This is a genomic window from Arenibacter sp. 6A1, assembly GCF_012272855.1.
In the GTDB taxonomy this organism is placed as follows: Bacteria; Bacteroidota; Bacteroidia; order Flavobacteriales; family Flavobacteriaceae; genus Arenibacter.
In genome coordinates this window covers 1-20829 of record NZ_JAAXCQ010000033.1, presented here as the reverse complement: position 1 = coordinate 20829, position 20829 = coordinate 1, and the positions used below count along the sequence as shown (strand labels likewise).

Annotated in this window: 18 protein-coding genes; 10 read left to right on the top strand and 8 right to left on the bottom strand. The window is 37.6% G+C overall.

Annotated elements, in window-relative coordinates; translation table 11 throughout:
• Window positions 1-366 precede the first annotated feature (366 nt).
• The 6 genes from HCG49_RS18155 to HCG49_RS18130 all read right to left on the bottom strand — a co-directional run bounded on the left by HCG49_RS18155 (window position 367) and on the right by HCG49_RS18130 (window position 5866).
• Complete coding sequence (locus HCG49_RS18155) at window positions 367-765, bottom strand: hypothetical protein (protein WP_168470898.1); 399 nt, start codon at window positions 763-765, stop codon at window positions 367-369.
• Window positions 766-786: 21 nt separating this feature from the next.
• Entirely contained in the window at window positions 787-1473 is a 687-nt protein-coding gene (locus HCG49_RS18150; protein ID WP_168470897.1) for a carbonic anhydrase family protein, read from the bottom strand.
• Between the two features lie 4 nt (window positions 1474-1477).
• The gene (locus HCG49_RS18145; protein WP_168470896.1) at window positions 1478-3154 is read right to left on the bottom strand and encodes a SulP family inorganic anion transporter; all 1677 of its coding nucleotides are present in this window, start codon (window positions 3152-3154) and stop codon (window positions 1478-1480) included.
• A gap of 41 nt (window positions 3155-3195) precedes the next feature.
• Window positions 3196-3678: a hypothetical protein gene (locus tag HCG49_RS18140; RefSeq protein WP_168470895.1), complete on the bottom strand. Its 483-nt coding sequence runs from the start codon at window positions 3676-3678 to the stop codon at window positions 3196-3198.
• Between the two features lie 87 nt (window positions 3679-3765).
• On the bottom strand, window positions 3766-5148 hold the full coding sequence (locus HCG49_RS18135; protein ID WP_168470894.1) for a sensor histidine kinase: 1383 nt from the start codon (window positions 5146-5148) through the stop codon (window positions 3766-3768).
• 7 nt (window positions 5149-5155) lie between these two features.
• Window positions 5156-5866 (bottom strand): response regulator transcription factor, encoded by a 711-nt coding sequence (locus HCG49_RS18130; RefSeq protein WP_205764441.1) that lies wholly within the window; start codon window positions 5864-5866, stop codon window positions 5156-5158.
• 402 nt (window positions 5867-6268) lie between these two features.
• On the opposite strand from HCG49_RS18130, the gene HCG49_RS18125 reads away from it, so the two are divergent.
• From HCG49_RS18125 to HCG49_RS18080, 10 genes are all read left to right on the top strand, one after another.
• The gene (locus HCG49_RS18125; protein WP_168470893.1) at window positions 6269-6415 is read left to right on the top strand and encodes a hypothetical protein; all 147 of its coding nucleotides are present in this window, start codon (window positions 6269-6271) and stop codon (window positions 6413-6415) included.
• A gap of 19 nt (window positions 6416-6434) precedes the next feature.
• Window positions 6435-6704, top strand: coding sequence for a hypothetical protein (locus HCG49_RS18120; protein ID WP_168470892.1), 270 nt, complete (start codon window positions 6435-6437; stop codon window positions 6702-6704).
• A gap of 79 nt (window positions 6705-6783) precedes the next feature.
• Window positions 6784-8238 (top strand): helix-turn-helix domain-containing protein, encoded by a 1455-nt coding sequence (locus tag HCG49_RS18115; protein WP_168470891.1) that lies wholly within the window; start codon window positions 6784-6786, stop codon window positions 8236-8238.
• A gap of 565 nt (window positions 8239-8803) precedes the next feature.
• Window positions 8804-9535 carry a DUF1080 domain-containing protein gene (locus tag HCG49_RS18110; RefSeq protein WP_205764440.1) on the top strand — a complete coding sequence of 244 codons (732 nt, stop codon included), beginning with the start codon at window positions 8804-8806 and terminating at the stop codon, window positions 9533-9535.
• Window positions 9536-9563: 28 nt separating this feature from the next.
• On the top strand, window positions 9564-12749 hold the full coding sequence (locus HCG49_RS18105; RefSeq protein ID WP_168470890.1) for a PVC-type heme-binding CxxCH protein: 3186 nt from the start codon (window positions 9564-9566) through the stop codon (window positions 12747-12749).
• Window positions 12750-12818: 69 nt separating this feature from the next.
• Window positions 12819-14021 (top strand): FG-GAP repeat domain-containing protein, encoded by a 1203-nt coding sequence (locus HCG49_RS18100; protein ID WP_168470889.1) that lies wholly within the window; start codon window positions 12819-12821, stop codon window positions 14019-14021.
• A gap of 44 nt (window positions 14022-14065) precedes the next feature.
• Window positions 14066-14362 carry a Dabb family protein gene (locus HCG49_RS18095; RefSeq protein ID WP_168470888.1) on the top strand — a complete coding sequence of 99 codons (297 nt, stop codon included), beginning with the start codon at window positions 14066-14068 and terminating at the stop codon, window positions 14360-14362.
• Between the two features lie 17 nt (window positions 14363-14379).
• Entirely contained in the window at window positions 14380-15594 is a 1215-nt protein-coding gene (locus HCG49_RS18090; protein WP_168470887.1) for a Tm-1-like ATP-binding domain-containing protein, read from the top strand.
• 41 nt (window positions 15595-15635) lie between these two features.
• Window positions 15636-16493 (top strand): phosphoenolpyruvate hydrolase family protein, encoded by an 858-nt coding sequence (locus HCG49_RS18085; protein ID WP_168470886.1) that lies wholly within the window; start codon window positions 15636-15638, stop codon window positions 16491-16493.
• Between the two features lie 62 nt (window positions 16494-16555).
• Window positions 16556-18157 carry an MFS transporter gene (locus HCG49_RS18080; protein WP_168470885.1) on the top strand — a complete coding sequence of 534 codons (1602 nt, stop codon included), beginning with the start codon at window positions 16556-16558 and terminating at the stop codon, window positions 18155-18157.
• Between the two features lie 18 nt (window positions 18158-18175).
• Here the strand turns inward: HCG49_RS18080 and HCG49_RS18075 are convergent, their stop codons facing one another.
• The gene (locus tag HCG49_RS18075; RefSeq protein WP_168470884.1) at window positions 18176-19456 is read right to left on the bottom strand and encodes an alpha/beta hydrolase; all 1281 of its coding nucleotides are present in this window, start codon (window positions 19454-19456) and stop codon (window positions 18176-18178) included.
• Between the two features lie 1010 nt (window positions 19457-20466).
• Window positions 20467-20829 (bottom strand): hypothetical protein (locus HCG49_RS18070; protein WP_205764439.1); only part of this gene is annotated, 363 nt, incomplete at its 5' end.

The window sequence follows — 20829 nt, the reverse complement described above, 5'->3', positions numbered from 1 at the left end:
GATGAAATCCGTATATTTGGCCGTGAGGGAAGCGACCAAAAAATGGTCCATGCCAGTAAGGAACTGGGGAATCATCCTAAATCAGTTCCTGACGATCTATGAAAAAAAGGGTCAGACTTTAGATAAAAGTCCAACCCCTGTTATTTTAAACTTACACAGTTAACGGGATAGTGTCGGATCTTCACACTTTGTTCATGGCTCACTGACCTGAGCTGTTTTCTCTACTAAACCAACTCGTTATTAGGGAGACCTCCAAAGGTAATGATACTTTCTTTCACTTAATCCCTGTCTTATTTATATTGATAGATGCAGTTATAGTGTTTTTATATTTCTTTAATTTGCCAATTGTTAGGCTCCTAATTAATTTTATAGCCCAACAGCGGTAACTTTTCTATCATTATGGCTGGGCCTAATTAATTCTTTGGAAGCAATTGCACTCTCTAAGTTTGCTTTTATCACAGGGAAGCTATTGAAAAATTTTCTTGAATCGGCACGCTTAAGAAAAACTTCTGTGCTACTGTTAGACCTTATTCGGATATTGGTCACAATCACCTTAATCTGGTCACCACTATCCCAGTTTGGCAGTCCCCCTCTTTTTATGATTATATTTTTTTTAGGAAATTGTATATGTTTGTAGTCATTCGCTGAGGGGTGGCCAATTACCAATATTGTTCCTTCCTTAATTTCCTGTTTCTGAGTCTCATTCTGATGTTCAACACCCATAAGAAAGGCAAAAAAGCTTATTATTATACTTAATGAATTCATATTGTTTATATATAAGATATACTATATATTCGAACTTAATTCTTGTACCGTTGCCTGGCTGGAACCTAACCGAAAAGTTTCCGGGTAAAAATGTACCTTCCCGGTTTCTAGTTCGTACATGGCTCCAATTATTCCTATTTCTCCTCTTTCAATCATTTGTTGTAGAACCGAGCTTCTTTCAATAATAGAATTTACTGAACGCTTAACATTGATAATGGATACCTTTTCCACGAAAGTACTATTTGAAGAGTTTCTAGTATTCGGATTTGTCGTAGACTTTTCTTCATATATTGCCGGTTGTATTTTCGCTAATAAACCGGTTAAATTCCCCATTTCTACATGGTCACATGCCCCTTTAATAGCACCACAATTGGTATGGCCCATTACTACTATCAATTTTGATCCGGCTATTTTACATGCAAACTCCATACTACCTACAATATCTGCGTTCACCACGTTCCCGGCCATCCGTATCGAAAAGATATCTCCTATTCCCTGATCAAAAATCAATTCTATGGGTACTCTACTGTCAATACAGCTAAGGATGGTAGTTAACGGCCATTGGCCTGTTACCGTCTCGTTCACTTGTTGTAGTAAATCCCTAGGGGCGCTAATGTTTTTTATAAACCTCTTATTTCCTTGTTTTAAAACTTCCAATGCCTCTAATGGGGTGGTGTGTTCTTGTATTTCTTTTGTGATTGTTTTCATGATATTATATATTGCTTAATTCACTTATTTTTATATGGTTAGACGGTATTTTTACGCCGGTTTTTATGTTGTTTAGACCTATGTTTTCTTTGATTTCAGGTGAAGTAGAAACAACATGTGTTTGGGAGTTTTCCATCTTGTACTGTTTTCTAAAACCTACTAATTCTACGTCAATGGATCTTTCTTTAGAGGAAAAATTCACAAACTCCTTTATCATTTGCAGTACATCATGGTCAATGTAAACAGTGTTTGAAGCATCAATTATTATTTTACTTTCTTCGGGTAGGTGTACGAAAGTCTGTTTTATCGCAGCTTTATTTAAGAAAGACACCTCTTGCGCCAATTCTATATTTACGATTTCACCTTCTTTATAATTATCTCTTTTAAAGAAGTATGCTAACTTTACATTTCCTCGTAAAATATAATAGATACTTACCGCAAGACCTACTCCTACTCCCATCAATAAATCTGTAAAAACAATAGCTACTACAGTTACCAGAAAAGGTATAAATTGGAACTTTTTACTATTTCTCCACATATGAACAAACTTTTCCGGACTTGCCAGTTTATACCCAATTACGAGTAATATGGCCGCAAGGGAAGCCAACGGAATTAGATTCAATAAAAATGGAATTGCGAGTACCGCCGTCATTAAAAACACACCGTGTGCTATTGCTGCAATTTTAGTCCTACCGCCAGAATTTATATTTGCAGAAGTCCTTACGATTACAGAAGTAATAGGAATACCCCCTATCAAACAACTTATCATATTACCAACACCCTGAGCCTTTAGCTCTGTATTTGTGTTTGTATACCTTTTCAACGGGTCCAATTTATCAGCAGCTTCAATACATAGCAAAGTTTCGATACTTGCTACGGCAGCAATTGTAACTGCTACCACCCAAATTTCAGCATTTCCAATTTGAGCAAAATCCGGTAGACTAAACTGGTTCCAAAACGCTGTCATAGATTCTGGCACAGGAAGGCTAACAAGATGTTCTTGGCCTATTGCCCAAGATGAACCTGTTGCCTTGAAAACTTCATTTACCCCGATACCTGCCAATACCGCAATCAAAGCTCCGGGAATAGATTTTAGCCTTTTTAAAAATGGAACTTTTAAGAAAGCTATTAGAATAGCCAAACAAACAACAACCACAGTAACGGCTCCAGGATGGATGGAATTAATGGTATTTGCCAAAGTTGTGAAAATTTGATGGTCGCCAAGGGCGTTTACGTACCAAAAATTGCCTTTGTGCATTTCATCAAAGCCTACAGCGTGAGGTATTTGTGATACAAAAATGATTATCCCAATTGCGACCAACATTCCTTCTATCACATTAGATGGTAGGTAATTGGAAAGTACCCCTGCCTTTGCAAAACCTAAGATAATTTGGATGATACCCGCTAAAAAACCTGCCAACAAGAACGCTTCAAAAGAACCCAAAGTGGCAATCCCTGCTAAAACAATAGCTGCTAAACCTGCTGCTGGGCCAGAAACACTTAATTGTGAATTGCTCAGTAAACCGACTACAATTCCAGCGACAACCCCAGAAATAATACCTGAGAATAGAGGGGCGCCACTTGCAAGAGCTATCCCCAAACATAAAGGGAGTGCAACTAAAAAGACGACCAGGCCGGCCTTTATATCCGACTTAAAATATTTTGTTGAAAAATTTTTCATTGTTTTTTTAAGATTATATAAGTTTAATTTTCTTTGGCTTTCTACAAATTGAAAATACCTGCTAATGAGCGCTTTTTGGGAGGCACTTTACGTTTAAGTTCAAAAGGAACTTCAATGACATTTTTTACGTTCTTTTTGATGAACTTTGTAGTATCAAACCATTTTCTGTTCGAGCTATGTAAGGAATTGTTTTTAGGGATAATGGCATCGGTAACTTGACATTGTTCTATGAAGTCCTGAAAGGCGAATAGATTGACACCAGTAAACAATTCAAAATTGATATTTTCAATGTCCTCCTTGTGTTGAAGTTCAATAATGCGCTTTGCTTCATTGAATTCTTCGCTAAGCAGATTTTTAATCTGTTTTCCTTCCCTAAAATGGGCAATTTTCCATCGAGTATCTGGAAGCTTAAAGCCCGCAACCAAAACAATATCTAACTTTGTATCTGGAAAATTTAAAAAAGCATATTCTATAAGTTGTAAGGATTCAACAGTGAAATCTGTCGGAATAACTATTTTTCTCATTATCTCTAACTTTTGAACAAACATAGTTGCTACTTGTTAGAGAGATATAAGAGCTAAATTAAAATGAGATTAGAATTTAAAACACCCCTAAAGGTTTTGGGTAGAGTTTTTGTTGGGTAGTTTTATTTTTACGAGTGTTCCCTTATCTATTTGAGAAAATACACGTATTTCGCCTGAATGCATTTTAATTATCCGGTATGCAAGCGGAAGTCCAAACCCAAAACCTTCTATTCCTCGAACATTAGTAGCTCTAAAAAAGGTTTCGTATATATTTTTAAGTTCACTTTCTGGAATTCCGACACCTTCATCTTTAACCGTGAGAAAAATAAAATCGTTATCAGAAAATAACTTGATGGATACTTTTTTATTGTCTGAAAATTTACAAGCATTCTCTATAATGTTGCCTATAGCTACTTTCAATAGGGATTCGCTGCCCAAAAGTGTTATAGCGTCTTCGCTTGTGGGTAACTCTTCAAAATCAAATTCTATTTTATTATTTGGAATAGACGCATCAATAGTTTGCTTAATATCCAAGATTAATTCATCGAGACGTATTGGTTCAATAACGATTCCTTTGGAATCAAAATCTGTTTTAGCAAGTTTTAAAAGTCCGTTTACCAAGTAATCAAGCCGTGATGCCTCAAATTCTATGTTCTTAAGTATAGAACGATATTCTTCTATTCTCCTCTCTTTATTAAGAGCAATCTCTGTTTGGCCTAATATAGCGGTAAGAGGATTTCTAAGTTCGTGAGAAGCGTTATTGATGAAATTACTTTGAAGGTCGAATGAAATCTGCAACCGGTCTAACATATTGTTGAACGTTTTTGCTAGTTTACCAAGTTCGCCCTTACCATATTCTGTTCCTAAACGGAAGGATAAATTTTCGGCACGGATTGAGTTGACTTCATTATTAATCTTTGAAATAGGACTCAAAGCTTGTGTGGCATATATTCTCCCAAGAATAAATATAAAAAGGATACTAATGACGAATGCGACGAGAAGTGTATTTCTTAAATTATCAAGTTTTCCAGAACCATAAAGGTCTGTTGCCGAGAGAACAACGATAAAATCACCTTCATTGTCATAATATAACAAGCCTACATAATAATAATCGTCAATCTTTAATTCTGCATATTCCTCATTAAAAATTTTTTCATAAAAACGCGCTGGCAAAGATTTATCAAATTCTCCCAATACAAGTTTTCTTTCAGTATCAACGGGGTAAATGATTTCTTTTTCATTTGGCAAGGTCATTAAGTGGCGAATCCTAATGTCATTATAAATATCAATATTCAATTCATTTGCATCTAAGTAGGCTTGGGCTGCAATGGTTGCTCTTTTACTTAGACGTAGGTAAAATTCACTCTCGGTATCTCCTTTAGAAACAAAGTAAATAAGTATAAAAATAACACTCAAGAACAAGCTCGTCAACCCTATAAATATTGAGGATATTTTTGTTCTTAATTTCATAAATAACCTATTCTACTTTTAGTATATAGCCCATTCCGACTACTGTGTGTATGAATTTGGTGTCAAATTTCTTGTCGATCTTGTTTCTTAAGTAGTTAACATAGACATCCACAACATTAGTTCCCATATTGAAATTTATATCCCAAACATTCTCAAGGATGTCAACTCGGCTCAAAACCCTATTCTTGTTTTTTAGCAAGTATTCAAGTAATCTAAATTCGGTTGAAGTCAATTTTATTTCTTTTCCAGCCCTTACTGCAATCTTTGCATCCAAATTTAACTCTAAATCTTCTATCGTGAGCATCCGATTACTATTTTCGATGATGTCTTTCTTTCGTGTTCTCGCTCGAATTCTTGCTAAAAGCTCTTTAAATTTAAAAGGTTTTATCAAATAATCATCTGCTCCAGAATCCAAACCCTTTACGATATTTTCAGTTGTACCCAATGCTGTTAACATTATTATTGGCAGACTTTCGTAACCTAATTGTCTTATTCTTCCTGCTACAGCAAGTCCGTCTATACCAGGTAATATTATGTCCAGGACTACTAAATCAATTTGTTTCTGTTTTAGCAATTTTAAACCATTTAAACCATCATAGGCTACAAAGACCTTATAACCTGATTCTTGAAGTCCTTGGCTTATGAATGCCGCAACATTGGGCTCATCTTCTATGACTAATATTTGCTTTATGATAATATCGTTTTTAAAATTATTCAAAGATATATTTTTGACTCAATTAATTTTTGTAAAAACGTTAGAATTCCATTAGAATTAAAATAAAATAGAAAGGAAACTTGGCGGTAAACTTGCAGAAAAGCTGTATCCATTTGTCATTGTTCAACGTTTTATTTCTGGAAAGGATGAAAATAAGAAGCGCCGATGCTCTATAAACTCGCGACCTTTGAAGTGTTGATGCGTTGCCTTTTCCCTTTTTGATACTTTTGAGATTAGTTTGCCTGCTTTGCTCGCTAATAAACTATATAGAAATGCAGATAGTGGAGGTTTGATGAAGTTTTTATTTAGGGCAGCTACCTTGGCGATGGTGTCATTTTCCTGTACAGTTGAAACAAAGCAGATGACAAGAAAATCCGGGGAATATTGTGCAATATCAAGAACGTGATGAACGACGCAAGAATCAAAGCCAGACTTTATATAAAAGTCATCGCATTTTCTGACGGAGTGGAAATGTATAAAAAAGCAACCGGCTATCAGGAATTATCGTTTGCCCGTATCTGGAAAAACCATACCATATGGCTCAACAGCTAAAGATAATTATAAGCCTTAATTGGATATAGACATTGCTTTATTATGGGCAACATTAACCATATTACAGCAATTTGAAATAGAACTAGCCTTGGACGACTTACGGTTTCTTTATATGATGGATATTTCCATTTTCCATAAAAAAGAAAAGAATGATTTGATAGACCATATCCATAGTATTGGTATAATACGTTATGTTAGTAGACTGGTAGAAAAAAATATTATGAGACTAATTAGGAGTATAGACAGAACGGTGTTCATAATAATTTTCGGAACAGTTTCCTATAGATAAAAAAAATCCTGAGTATTTTTATTTAAGATTTTCAAGTTAACTTGTCAATTTATAATTTAACTTTTACCTAACCTTTGTCATGTCAATGTTACAACGTTGGAGTTTTTCCTTAACCATTTTATTTATTTCTTGTTCATCTCCGTTGAAACCAGATATTGTTTTCGAGGATTTCGAAAAGGCTGATTTCGCTAATTGGAAGATACAGGGAGAAACTTTTCACAAACCATCCCACTTAGACTCTGTTGTTGAAAACGCTAAAAATGTACAAGGTAATTTATTCGCATTTTCGAATTTCCAAGGATCAGGGGAAAGTTTAGGACAAGGGAAATTAGTTTCAGATAACTTTATTATAGACCGAAAATATATCCGCTTTTTAATTGCAGGTGGCAATCATAAAACTAGAGAATGTGTAAATCTTATTGTTAAAAATAAAGTTGTTAGGACTGCAACTGGGGAAAACGATCATACTTTAAGGGAAATTACTTGGGATGTTGATGATTTGCAAGGTGAAAATGGAATAATAGAAATTGTAGATGCATTGGCATCAAACTTCGAACAGAATTCATTGGGTCAAATATTAGTTGATAATATTGTATTCAGTGATTTCAAGAATTCCCAGGAAATAGTATTTGAGAATTTTGAAAGTGGTAACTACAATAATTGGAAGGTGGAGGGGGATGCCTTTGAGATACCTCGGAATAGAATCAATGTTTATTATCCTATTACAGTAAATGGGTTTAATGGCGATTATTTTGCCTTTTCTTTCGGGGAGGCACATGATTCTAAACAGGGCAAACTTATTTCAAAAACTTTTGAAATTAACTATGATAGTATTAAGTTTTTAATAGGTGGAGGTGGTCATGAAAATAAAACCTGTATTAATTTAGTTGTAAAAGATTCGGTTGTTTTGTCTCATGTTGGGCAAAATGACGGAGAGATGCGTTGGCATCAATGGGATGTAACGCCTTTTAAGGGGCAAAGAGCTAGTATTGAGATTGTGGATCACCACTCTGAAGGATGGGGCCATATAATGGTAGATGACATAATATTTTTTAACAATCCGGAGAGTAGTGGCATATGGGTTTTTATAGGTTCCGCACTTTCTCTATTCTTTATTTTATATTTTTTGTTTAAAGTATTTTCTTCCCAAAAAACAATAAACAATAATTTAGAGGTAAGTGATGAGGAAATTGAGAGATTTGAAAAGTTAAAGAAATCTATCGAAACATCAAAAGTCTATAAAGATCAAAATCCGAACATAAAACAAATTGTGCAAAATACCGATATTAGCCAAGAAGAAATTAATATTTTATTCGAAAATGCAGGGAATACTACCTTGCCTAACTTTATTAACTATTTACGGGTAGAGGAATTTAAAAGGCAATTAAAAGACCCTTCAAATAAGGCATATACAATGATGTTTCTTGCTGAAAATAGTGGTTTTAATTCTAAAACATCATTTTATCGAGCTTTTAAAACCGTTACGAAAATGACTCCATCCGAATACAAAAAGAGCCTTAGTCGGAATCATTGACCTAATAATGGTTGAAGACGGTATTCCATAGTTTGAAGAAATCTAATGTTTCCTTGTGGGAATACCAGCGGAGGAATAATGATTTAGAAATTTTCCTAAATCGTAATAGGCCACTTATGTCCTTCATTTACTGATAACCCTATTTTTTTATGATTCCAGCTATTATTCTTATAGCTTTTCTTTTGTAGTACTCACCTTTTTTCTGGGGGTTAGAGATAATGAAAATACCACAGATTATTTTTTCTACCCAAACTTAGAAATTATGTATACTTATTATCACAGGTAATAGTTTGCCAAATTTAGAGCAAAACAAAAACCTTATGGTTATTCTAACCTTTTCTTGTTTGAATAAGATTATATCAGCATCATTTTCATAGTTGGTATAAAATTTTAATTAAAACCCTTTTGATTAAATTTTTATCTGTTCTCTTGAAGGTCCTTATAAATAGGGTTTTGGAACGTCCCAACAGCTGTTTTGGAACATAGAATGCTATAAAAATAAGGTTATTCTTCAATCCTAAATCTATTTTAGTTGCATTATAATTGATAGCAAAAAATGTCGTACATGGAAATAAATTTGGAATTTAGAAAAGCAAGAAAATTAGTGTGGAAGAGTAAACCTTCGATAGACCAATTCCTTACCATTAAAAACAGACTTTTGGGTAAAAGGTGCCTTTTACTGATTCTTTCCATTATGGGAAATCTAAGCTGTAAAGCTCAGGGTAACACAACTACTGTCTCGCTCTTTGATGGAGCCACTTTAAAAGGGTGGGAAGTAGTAAGTAAAGAAAATAAAAAATATTGGTCCGTGGTGGATGGTGTTATAACCGGTGGCGATGGTATTTCCAGTATTCCTGAGAACACTTACTTACGCACTAGTGATAATTATGAGGACTTCGAATTCCGGGCTCTTTTTCGTCTAACCGGAGATCATGATACGGGTTTAATCAATAGTGGAATCCAATACCGATCTATTATTGAAGGGGACAAAATAATTGGATATCAAGCTGATATCGGAAGAGGTTATTGGGGAGATATTTATGATGAGCACCGCCGCGCAAAACTTGTTGGAGGGGACCTAGGTACATTACAAACCCTACTAACTGAAGATGGCTGGAATAGTTATATCATTAGGTGCATTGGGAACAAACACGAACTATATATCAATGGGGTAAAGACCTCGGAATATATAGAAAAGGACCCCAAAATTCCATCAAAGGGAGTAATCGGTATTCAGTTGCACAGTGGTGGAAATGCTAAAATTGAATTTAAACATATAACTATTACAAAGCTTTAATTTAATCAGCAACATTCAAATAATACAAATGAAATTAAAAAAGTTACTGCTCATATATGGTTTTGCAATAGTCTTAACAAACTTTGGATGTAAAGAGAATTCATCTTTGTCTGAAGCTAAGGATGTAGAAGGAACCGAATACCCGGACTACAACCATAAGACCCACTCCTCAAGGACGGAACTGTATACACCAGAAAAGGAATTGGCCGGGTTCCAGGTTCCTGAAGGTTTCGTAGTGGAACTGGTAGCTAGTGAAAGAGATGGTATAGTTAACCCTATCCATATGGCATTTGATGATTCAGGAAGGTTATGGACTCAAACTGCTACAATGTATCCTTTAGATCCTGTTTCCGACATCGCTTGGAGCGACTTATTAAACCTTATGGATAATCCTGAGGCACAGGAGAACGACTCAAATTTTAAGAAAATTTTTGACCTTTATCGAGGTGAAACTGAGGGTGATGATAAAATATTGCTGCTTTCAGGGCTTTATGATAAGGGGAATGTCTCTGTTAACACCTGGGCAGACGGACTTGCCATACCCCAAAGTATATTACCGTATAAAAACGGAAGCTATGTGGCCCAAGGTTCCGAACTATTTTTCTTGGAGGATACAAATAACGATGGTAAGGCCGACAAACGCACTCCTTTGCTCACGGGATTCGGCATAACCGATACGCATACTATGGCCCATGTACTGGTCCGTGGTCCAGGTGATTGGATTCATTTTAGTCACGGGGCCCTAAACAAAGGAAAAGTGAGCTCCCTAGTTAGTGATGCGAAATTGAGGATCGATTACAGCAAAATAGCTAGATTTTCCCTTGATGCAAAAAAAATGGAACTCGTCAACTCCGGTTTGAACAATATATGGGGCTTTAAACTCAGAGGTAATGGACAATGGTATGGGCAGGAGGCCAATGATCTTGGATTTTCTGTAGTACCCATGGAAAAAGGTACTGGTTTTCCTGGTATAGGTAGCGATCGTTTACGACCATACCAGCCTTGGATGCCAGAATTGCATTCGTTTCGTGTTGGGGGAACAGGTATGTCCAGTCTTGCTTTTGCAGACGATTTGGAAGGAAGCTTTCCCGAGGAATGGAAAGACGTGGCCTTTATTGCAAACCCCATTACTAGTGCCATCAACGCGGTTAGGATAGTCCGCAATAACGATGGTAGCGTTTCTGCCGAACATTTGCCAGATTTCTTAACTTCAAAAGATGATTGGTTTAGACCCGTTAACATGGAATTTGGCCCGGATGGTAGTTTATACATTGCGGATTGGTACAATAAAATTATTTCCCATAACGAAGTCGCGACCACACATCCTGATCGTGATAAGGATCACGGCCGTATTTGGCGGATCCGTCATAAATCCCAAAAGCCACGTGAAATCCCTAATTTTTATGAGGTTCCAACAAATGAACTTGTCGGGTATTTAAAGTCTCCCTCTATTTGGGCGAAAAGGGCCGCATGGCACCAGATAAGTGACCGTCCTATCCAAGAGACCAAAGAGCTGGCTAAAGACCTGGTGTCAATTGCTTCGGATAGTTCACAGCACGAAGTAACCCGAATTGTGGCGCTATGGTCCCTCGAAGGCATAAAACATTATGACAAGTCGCTGATAAAATCATTATTAAACACCCAATTGGATAATCTAAGAAGAGAGGCTGTTCGCTCACTTCAATCTTTTTCTCTAAGCACTGATGAACTTGCTTCCGTGTTAACAAAGCCATCCAAAGATAGTAATCCCATGGTGAGGTCCCAAGTGCTAAGGACTTTGGAAGCAGTAAACAAGTCGAATTCGGAGACAATTGGGCTATTGGTAGCAGCCTGTAATCCACCTTTAGAAGGCAATGCCATGGGTGGGGCTTATGAGCGTAATTTTGAAAGGTACCTTGCCAGAAAGGCCCTTGAAAATTATCCAAAAGAATTATTGGCCTTTATCCAGTCTCCTAAAGCTGACGATTACCAGAGTTACAATTTAATATGGGCCAGTCAGGCACTATCCAAACCAGAAAGGGAGCGGATCTTTGTAGATCTTTGGAATAAAATGGATAACAAGGACTTGGACGAGTCTACCTTTAAAATTGTGGCAGGAATGCTAGATAACCGAAATGTACTCAATAGTGTTCGGCCAGTATTGGAAAATAAAAATAAGGCGGTAGAACATGTATCCCTTACCTTAAAAAATTTAGGGTCGGTACAATCCAAGGAATTGACGAACACATTAAAAGGACCCATAAAATCCTTATTGAAAAGTAGGGACCTCTCTAAGCAGATGTTGGGATTAGAGGCCGTTGGAAAACTAAATGTAGATGGCTTAAGAAATGATGTTTTGCCTTTGATCAACAATCCTTCTTCCCCAGAAATGATCAAATTAGTGATGTCTGCCCTGAACAATAACTCTTCTGAAAACAAAGCAACCTTTATCCAAATTGCAAAAATGGATGGTCTGGATATTGAAATAAGGGCCATTGCCGTACAGACGGTAGCCATTTCAGATGTAATCTCTGCCCAAAAGATTATGGAAAAATGGCTGCCCATTTTAGATGTGCCCCAGAAAAAGACCGTGGTTAAAATAATTGCTACTTCTAAAGAAGGGGGGAGGCTTTTAAAGCAACTGGTCGACAAGGAGCTGATCGGTGCCAAGGAGTTCGACTTTTCAAGTGCAGAAAAGGTATACCAATCTGATACAGCTGATAAAAGGGGAGTTGACCTTTTTGAGCAGGTGAAAAAGAGGACCGAAGAAGAAAAGAAAGGCCTGGAGGCTAGATTAGAACGATTTATGGCGATTGCGGAGAAAGGGGAAGGCGATCCCGAAAATGGAGAAAAGCTATTTCAAACTTGTCTCTTATGCCATAGGGTAGGGGATCAAGGACATGACTATGCACCAGCACTAGATGGATCATCCCTGAGGGAGAACGAAGCCCTTTTGACGGCAATTCTAGATCCCGATGCCGCTTTGGAAAGTAGCTATGCAATCTATAGGGTTACCAAGAACGACGGGAGCAATATAGAAGGATATTTAGTCAAAAAGGACGAAAGAGGAACTACCATTGGTTTTATGGGAGGTACGAAACAGTTTGTCCAAGCATCTGAAATTAGGTTCGAGGGATTTATGGGTGGACGTTCCTTTATGCCTAAAGATTTGATAGATAATTATTCTGACGACCAGGTTGAAGACTTGCTAACATATATCAAGACATTAAAATAGCTCATATACTGGATGGTTCTCTTTAAAAATTCCTTATCAAATTTGCTACTATGTTTATTGCTGGTTCCATTGACGACAATTATTGGGCAGGTAAGAGATGTACCGCCTACATTGGTATCTTATGAGAAATTACAGTTGTTGGACCAGTATATTTCGGAAGGGGCCTCTATTGCGGATTTAGATGATGATGGACACTTAGATATCATTGCTGGTTCTATATGGTGGAAAGGACCTCTATTTAAGGAGGCTTTTACATACGCCCCTGTAAAATACTTTCCTATTATCGGTCCGGGCTTAGAGGGCTATTCCACTAACTTTTTTACATTCCCTTCTGACATTGATGGGAACCGTCCGATAGATATCCTTCAAGTTGGGGTTCCGGGTACGGATAGTAAATGGATCAAAGATCCTGTAAAAATATCCCAACCTCTTTCTACTGAAATGGTAGAAAAACCAACCTACTTGAACGCTCTGAGGAATGTTTGCCATGAATCTCCTGATTTCGTGGATGTAACAGGAGATGGAAGAAATGAACTTCTTGCTTTCAGCGAAGGGAGGTTGGTTTTAGGTATACCTCCTTTAAATATCGGAGACGATTGGCTAGCACTATCTATTTCCGAAAAAGACCCTAAACGTTTTCCTGTGTATTCCCACGGATTGGGTGCAGGAGATATCAACGGGGATGGACTGATCGATCTAATTGAAAAAAGTGGATGGTGGGAGCAACCAGAGGCTTGGGACCTTAGCACGCCTTGGGTATATCATTCATATCCATTTTCCCCAGGGACCGGTGGCGCCCAAATGTACGCTTTTGATATTGATGGCGATGGGGATAATGACGTGGTGACATCCATGGACGGGCATGGCTATGGACTTTCTTGGTTTGAGCAAATTGAGAACAACGGAAAAATTGGTTTTAAGGAACATGTTGTGATAACAGATAGGGCAACAGATAATCCTTATGGGGTTTCTTTTAGTCAATTGCATGCTATGAAAGTCGCAGATATAGACAATGACGGAATATTGGATATCATCACTGGGAAATGCTATTATGCGCATAATGGACGTGATCCAGGTGCCGAAGATCCAGCGGTTATATATTGGTTTAAGACCTTGAGAAATCCTGATAGGACGGTAGAATTTATTCCTTATTTAATAGATGATGAATCAGGGGTGGGAAGACAGTTTTCTACAGGAGATCTCAACGGGGATGAGAAAATCGATATTGTGGCCTCTAATAAAAAAGGGGTGTTTGTCTTTATCCAGAAATAAGAAAGAAAAGCACTTTAATCATTTTAATTATTAAAAATAGAATTATGACCAGACATTTTGGAATGTTCCAGTTTAAGGAAGGAGTAAGTAATACAGAAATTAAAAATTGTTTCGAAACAATGAAAGCAATGGTAGGTCAAATCCCAGGATTGTTAGACATGGAATACGGTTCATATGATAGTACGGAAGGATTCAATGATGGCTTTACCCATGGTTTCATCATGACCTTCGATAGTCCAGAAGCAAGGGAGGCTTATCTACCCCATCCTATTCACGAAAAGGTGAAAGATGTTGTAATTCCAAAGTTGGAGCGAGTAGTTGTTTTTGACTTTAACGTATAAAATATTTTTTTTTTGGCATGATAGAAAAAAGTATAGTTATGCTCGGTTGTTTTGATACTAAGGGAGAGGATTTTACCTATCTCTTCCAATGTCTTGGCAATCAAGGCCAGTCTTTAATCACTATTAACACAGGGGTGATGGAAACTTTCGTTGACTTCCCTATTGATGTGGACAACGAATCTGTGGCGGCAGCTTCGGGTATGAGTTTAGAGGCCATAAGGGAATCCGGTGACCGCGGAAAGGCGGTAGAACTAATGGGTAAGGGCGCATCAAAGATTCTTGCAGACCTTGTTGCCAAAGACCGGATTAAGGGGGTTGTTGGAATGGGAGGAGGTGGGGGTACCTATATCATATTGGAAGCAATGCAGGCCATTCCCTTGGGCATACCTAAGCTGTGCCTGTCCACTGTAGTAGCCAAAGACCTTACCAGACAGATAAAAGTAAAGGACATCACCATGATGTCCTCTGTGGTGGATGTAGCAGGTCTAAACAAGATTAGTCGATTGTTAATAAAGCAAGCCGCAGATGCAATAAGCGCTATGGCAGAGGTAATAGTAGATAATTTATTTCCAATTAAAAAACATATTGCAATCAGCATGTTTGGTAACACCACCAAATGTGTGGATAAATGTACCCAACTGTTAAAAGAAAAAGGATATGAGGTTATGGCCTTCCATGCCACCGGGGTCGGTGGAGCTACCATGGAATCCCTTATCCGCGAAGGAGTTTTTGATGCCGTTTTGGATGTGACCACTACAGAAATTGCTGATGAACTTTGTGGTGGTATCTTAAGTGCCGGACCTGACCGACTTACCGCAGCTTCAGAAATGGGGATTCCCCAAATTGTGGTACCAGGCTGTCTAGATATGGTGAATTTTGCCCAAATGGATACTATTCCCCAGAAATATAAGTCAAGAGAGCTTTATAGTTGGGCACCTGATGTAACTCTAATGCGTACCGATATTAATGAAAATACGGTTTTGGGGAAACAACTTGTGGATAAACTGAAGCTGGCCATAGCTACAGTTGAAATCCTGATTCCTTTGAAAGGTTTATCACAAATAGATAATGAAGGGGAAATTTTTTATAACCCAGAAGCGAATAAAGCACTTTTTGAATCCATAAAGGAAAATGCGAAGGGTCATATTGAAGTAGTCCAAATGAACGCTCATATCAACGATGAAGTCTTTGCTAAATTGTTGGTGGAGCACTTGTTGAAAATGATGAAATAAAAAAATACACAAACAAAATACAAACATAAAATTTAAACAATATGCCAAATAAATGGACAGGAAAGGGTAACCCTTATACCCGTGAAGAAATTAGAGAGCGATTACAAAAAACTTTAGCTCAAAAGAAAGCTATTATAGGTGCAGGAGCGGGGACTGGAATAAGTGCCAAATTCATAGAAAAGGGAGGAGCCGATTTTTTAATTGTTTATAATTCTGGACGGTTTAGGATGGCCGGTCACGGCTCTACGGCCGGATTAATGGCCTATGGGGATGCCAATGCCGAGGCTATGGAAATAGGGGAATTTGAGGTTTTGCCAGTGGTAGAGGAAATTCCCGTATTCTGCGGCGTTCACGGATCGGACCCCCGAAGGAGGATGTGGCATTTTTTACAACAAGTAAAAGATATGGGATTCTCTGGGGTGAATAATTTTCCTACCCATTCCATTGTGGACGGTAATTTTAGGGATATACTAGAAGAGACCGGGATGGGCTTTGATAAGGAGGTAGAAATGGTACGACTCGCGTCTAAAATGGATCTTTTTTCATGTGTTTACGTTGCAACGCCGGAAGAGGCTGTTCAAATGGCCGAGGTAGGTGCCGACGCTATAATAGCACATGTAGGGACTACTGTCGGTGGTTCTATTGGTGTTGTGGGTGCTACAGTAAATATGGACTTCGCTATACAGAGGACTCAGGAAATTATAGAAGTAGGACGGAAGGTTAATAAGAATATCATTTTCTTGGCGCACGGAGGACCCATTAATACTCCAGATGACGTTAAGATTATTTTAGAAAATACAGATGCACATGGATTTGTAGGGGCATCTTCATTGGAGAGGATGGCAGTAGAATCCTCACTGACTGCATTGACACAGAAATTTAAATCATTGGAACTTTAAACTCAGGTTCTGAGATAAAACAGGAGTTTCCATTACTAAATAACTATTATTCAAAATTGATTATGGAACGATTACCAAAAGAAGATACCTCTAAGAAAAGTGTCCTTTTTATAGGTTGTTTTATAGCTTTATTGACCACTGCCTTCGGTTTTATCACTAGAGTATTTCTAGTGGATACTTGGAGCGTGGCTTTCGATCTAAATCCTGCACAGGCGGGGAGGCTTATGGGAATTGGTATTTGGCCTTTTTTTGTTGCCATCATATTCTTTAGCCTGTTAATTGATAAGATTGGCTATAAAATGGCAATGATCTTTGCTTTTATAGGTCATATGACCTGGGGGATAATGGGCTATTTTGCCTATCATTTTTTACAGTCTGGAGATATTGATACGGCCTATAACCTTTTGTATTGGGGAAGTTTGGTGTTTGCTTTAGGTAATGGAACAGTAGAAGCATTTATAAATCCGGTTGTAGCCACTATGTTCAATAAGGACAAGACCAAATGGTTGAATATATTACATGCCGCCTGGCCTGGCGGATTGGTACTTGCCGGTATCATTGTGATAGGTATGGGCAATGTGGAATGGTGGATTAAAATTGTTATCACCGTAGTTCCGGCCACAATCTATTTTTTAATATTATTGAGACAGGATTTTCCTCCTAACGAACGGGTTGCGGCGGGGGTTAGCTATAGGGAAATGTTACAGGAGTTCGGTATTGGTGGAGCTGCCTTGGTAGCCTTTTTACTAGTATTGCAACTTAACGATTTTTTTGTACCGGGCCCTGAAAATTACTTGATGCGATATGGGTTCATTGCTATTGGAGTGTTTATGGTGATCTTTTTTGGTTGGTATGTCCGGACTTTGGCCCGTCCAATATTGTTGTTTCTATGTTTTATTATAATGCCACTGGCCACAACCGAGCTGGGTACGGATTCCTGGATCCAATCTATAATGCACGGAATTGCCATTAGGAAGGGATTTGATGCGGGATGGGTATTGATTTATACGTCATTAATCATGTTAGTGCTGCGACTTTTCGCTGGCCCAATATTACATAAAGTATCCCCATTGATACTATTGGTCATTAGTTGTGTTTTCGCCATATTTGGATTGTATTTCCTTTCCTTCACCTCTGGGTGGTTCATATTTGCAGCAGCTACCCTATACGGTCTTGGTAAAACGTTTTTTTGGCCCACTACTATCGGTATTGTGGCGGAGCAAACTCCAAAGGGAGGTGCACTTACTTTGAATGCAGTTAGCGGCATTGGAATGCTTACCGTAGGAATGTTGGGAGCACCTATCATCGGGGCGTTCCAATCTAATTCACAGGTAGAACAACTGCAGTCGTCCCACGAACTCGCTCAAGTTGCTCCCTCAGAGCTCTTAATTGACGGGAAAGTAAATTTACCCTTAAATGATGATACCATCTATTCTATAATCGATTTTCAAACTGTGAACATGGAAGTCTTAAACGAAACTTTGGCTATTAAAAATTCTCAAGAGGTAAATAATCTGATCGCTGATCTTTTAACCAAGGGAACTCAAATGGCCTTGAACAAGGTGATTATATTCCCCATTATTATGCTGGTTTGTTACCTAATCTTAATTTTTTATTTCCGTACCTTAGGAGGATACAAGCCAATAAAGCTTGAAAAGAACTAAGGTTAAAAATAATGAACACTATTTGCTTGGAATTTTAATATTCTCTTCAGTTATCGTTTGATTATTCACCATAGTAATTACGCAAGGAAATGCTAGATTTGCATCGCCCTTGTCCATTAAGTTTTTATAGATATTTAATATGGACCTATGAAAAAAACCTTTATAAATTTCGGTATTTTGATATTTTATAGTAATTGGCTTATCCAAATTCAACATATTATCATTAATCAGTAAATTGAGTGTGTCACTGTAATTTTCTATAACATTGATCTCGTTAGATGATGAATTGTATTCCGCTAAAATTTTACCTCCGGTAGTCGTTAAATTCTCAGGAACTTGTAACCAATAAAAGCTCGTATGATGTCGATCGTCCTGGAGCCACATAACCTTTTTAGGGATTGGATTTCGCCGAAAATCAGCCATCCAAGGAAGTGATACGGCATCTTGAAGATTCATCCAGTGGCCCAAGCCGGCATGAATTTGGACATCGTGAATGTATCCCTGAGGATCGTTCGCTTGCAAATCATCAAGTATAGTCCCCCATTGTTTTGCTATGTCACTTCTTTCGTATGCAGTGTCTAGAGCACCAACATGTATTGCGAAAGGGGTATTTCTAAGCCCTAAAGGAGAGGCGTCATTTGGGTGTCCCGCCATCATGGAAGCGGCAGCCCACCTGTCGGCCATTCTAGGAGCCAACTGATACAATCCGTCTCCCCCAGCAGAAAACCCTAGAATATATACTTTGTTGGGGTTTACATTCTCTTTGATGACAGCTAGTTGAATGATAATATTTAAAAATTCATCTATATGTGTTTGGTGCCATAAATTCCATGTGTTGGTAGGAGCTCTCGGAGCTAGATAAATACCTTCCAAAGAATTCATGGTGGTATCGTACAGGTTTTGTTGGTTAGTATATTGTTGGTCATTCACGGCAGCCATCGTTCCTCCTCCGCCGTGCAAGGATATAAACAAGCTTCTTCCATCTGAGGGTTCTTCGCCAAATTTTTTATAATAAAAAGGCATTTTATAACTTCCGTACTCGAGTAAACGATTGTCCCATTGTGCGTTGTATGTTTCGAGAATTTTTAACTGTTTGTCCTCAATCAATAGGTTCCTTACTATTTGTGCATCATTTTCGGATAAACCTTCTTTTGAAAAACTTAAAGTTTCCAACTGTGGCCTGCTCTTAGGGTCAAGGTTTAACCAGTTTCGTAGCTCGGTGATTTGAGCATTGACGCTGGAACAGATCAATAATAACAATGTAAATGAGCCAAGTTTAATTATTCTTTTTCTATTCATTATTGTCTTTTTTTTAGGCCGTTAACGGTCTACTAAGAATGGTAGCTTGATTTGAGCAAGCAAATTATCAAATAAAAAGCAATTATAAAATATTTAAGGATTTTCTTGCACAGGCACATACTAGTAATTAATTTTTTACGCTGCTCTTGCTTAGTAAAAGTATTTTTAGGCTCTGTAAAGAGTATAATTAATGTAAAGGCTGTAAATCTCTTCTGGGTAGGGTAAATAGAGGGACTTGTCCTAAGAAATTAAAATATTAACGCTTCCTGAAGGGATAAAGATGATAAAGAATTTCATCTGCGAACGATAGTTTTTGGGTATCTATAGAAGATTAAGGTCATTACCAATAGTCATGAGAGTCTATCTAGAATTTTAATTTTCTTTGTACGATAGTATATAAGTATAAATGATTTTTTTAAAGGTTCCCTTCGATAATAATGCTGTACTTAGGATTTTTAATTATTAAACGAAGAAAATCAGTTATTTACGATATTTGGATGGATGTAATTATTCCATTAGACTATATTTCCTATTAGCTAGGTCAATATGCCAACCATTGCGCCAGGAAAAAGAACAAAGACCAATACCCAGGTGATATCCTTTTACAATCTGTGTTTTCTCCAGAGAAATGTCCAGTGTTGAATAGAACCCTATTTTGGCACAACAGCACAAGCCGCCTTTAATCATATTGAATCTTGGACATGGGGGAAAGGATTCTGGGTGTGCCCTGGCTATAATCAATCTTTGATAGAGGTTGTAGGTAAGTCTTAGGAAGGGTAATAATCAAATCTTGTTTTTTGTCATAAAAACCAATCTAAAAGCGTTGAGATTAGGCTGCCTTGTTTTGGGTTATTTTGTATTAACAAAAAAAAAGGAGGAACTCAATTCGAATTCCTCCCGGACCCAATCCCAATCATTTGTTGTTCTTGATTTGATGAAGACTAAAGTTCACGAAAACACATGGCCATTTGTCCGTTTTTTAATACCTCGCCGAGGAATGTTCTTTTTTTCTATTCTTTCTTTTTTATAAACACAACGCCATAAGAATCATTCCCTATATCACCCCTGACCATAGCCTGTATTTTAAATTCTGCTCCGGTTTCATATTCATCAATCTTTATATGATAGGAATTCGCATTAGAAGAGGTCCCTGTTTCTCCCAAATGCTTATCGGCGGTAATTAACTGTCTGTTTTTATAAACAGATATGCCTTCAATTTCTAATTTATGGGCTCCGTCGGTATAAATAAATGTTATTTCATAGGTTCCATTACCATCAATTTTACCGGTAGCATTCAATTCTAATGCTGCAAATTCTGCCCCTTTAATAAGTGCTGGTTTCCATTCGCCCAACAGCGTCCCGAATTTTTTATA

Bases quoted from the DNA above. Each gene is read 5' to 3' on its own strand.
- HCG49_RS18155 (WP_168470898.1), bottom strand. From the start codon at position 765: ATGAATTCATTAAGTATAATAATAAGCTTTTTTGCCTTTCTTATGGGT.
- HCG49_RS18150 (WP_168470897.1), bottom strand. From the start codon at position 1,473: ATGAAAACAATCACAAAAGAAATACAAGAACACACCACCCCATTAGAG.
- HCG49_RS18145 (WP_168470896.1), bottom strand. From the start codon at position 3,154: ATGAAAAATTTTTCAACAAAATATTTTAAGTCGGATATAAAGGCCGGC.
- HCG49_RS18140 (WP_168470895.1), bottom strand. From the start codon at position 3,678: ATGAGAAAAATAGTTATTCCGACAGATTTCACTGTTGAATCCTTACAA.
- HCG49_RS18135 (WP_168470894.1), bottom strand. From the start codon at position 5,148: ATGAAATTAAGAACAAAAATATCCTCAATATTTATAGGGTTGACGAGC.
- HCG49_RS18125 (WP_168470893.1), top strand. From the start codon at position 6,269: ATGAACGACGCAAGAATCAAAGCCAGACTTTATATAAAAGTCATCGCA.
- HCG49_RS18115 (WP_168470891.1), top strand. From the start codon at position 6,784: ATGTCAATGTTACAACGTTGGAGTTTTTCCTTAACCATTTTATTTATT.
- HCG49_RS18110 (WP_205764440.1), top strand. From the start codon at position 8,804: ATGGAAATAAATTTGGAATTTAGAAAAGCAAGAAAATTAGTGTGGAAG.
- HCG49_RS18105 (WP_168470890.1), top strand. From the start codon at position 9,564: ATGAAATTAAAAAAGTTACTGCTCATATATGGTTTTGCAATAGTCTTA.
- HCG49_RS18095 (WP_168470888.1), top strand. From the start codon at position 14,066: ATGACCAGACATTTTGGAATGTTCCAGTTTAAGGAAGGAGTAAGTAAT.
- HCG49_RS18090 (WP_168470887.1), top strand. From the start codon at position 14,380: ATGATAGAAAAAAGTATAGTTATGCTCGGTTGTTTTGATACTAAGGGA.
- HCG49_RS18085 (WP_168470886.1), top strand. From the start codon at position 15,636: ATGCCAAATAAATGGACAGGAAAGGGTAACCCTTATACCCGTGAAGAA.
- HCG49_RS18080 (WP_168470885.1), top strand. From the start codon at position 16,556: ATGGAACGATTACCAAAAGAAGATACCTCTAAGAAAAGTGTCCTTTTT.
- HCG49_RS18075 (WP_168470884.1), bottom strand. From the start codon at position 19,456: ATGAATAGAAAAAGAATAATTAAACTTGGCTCATTTACATTGTTATTA.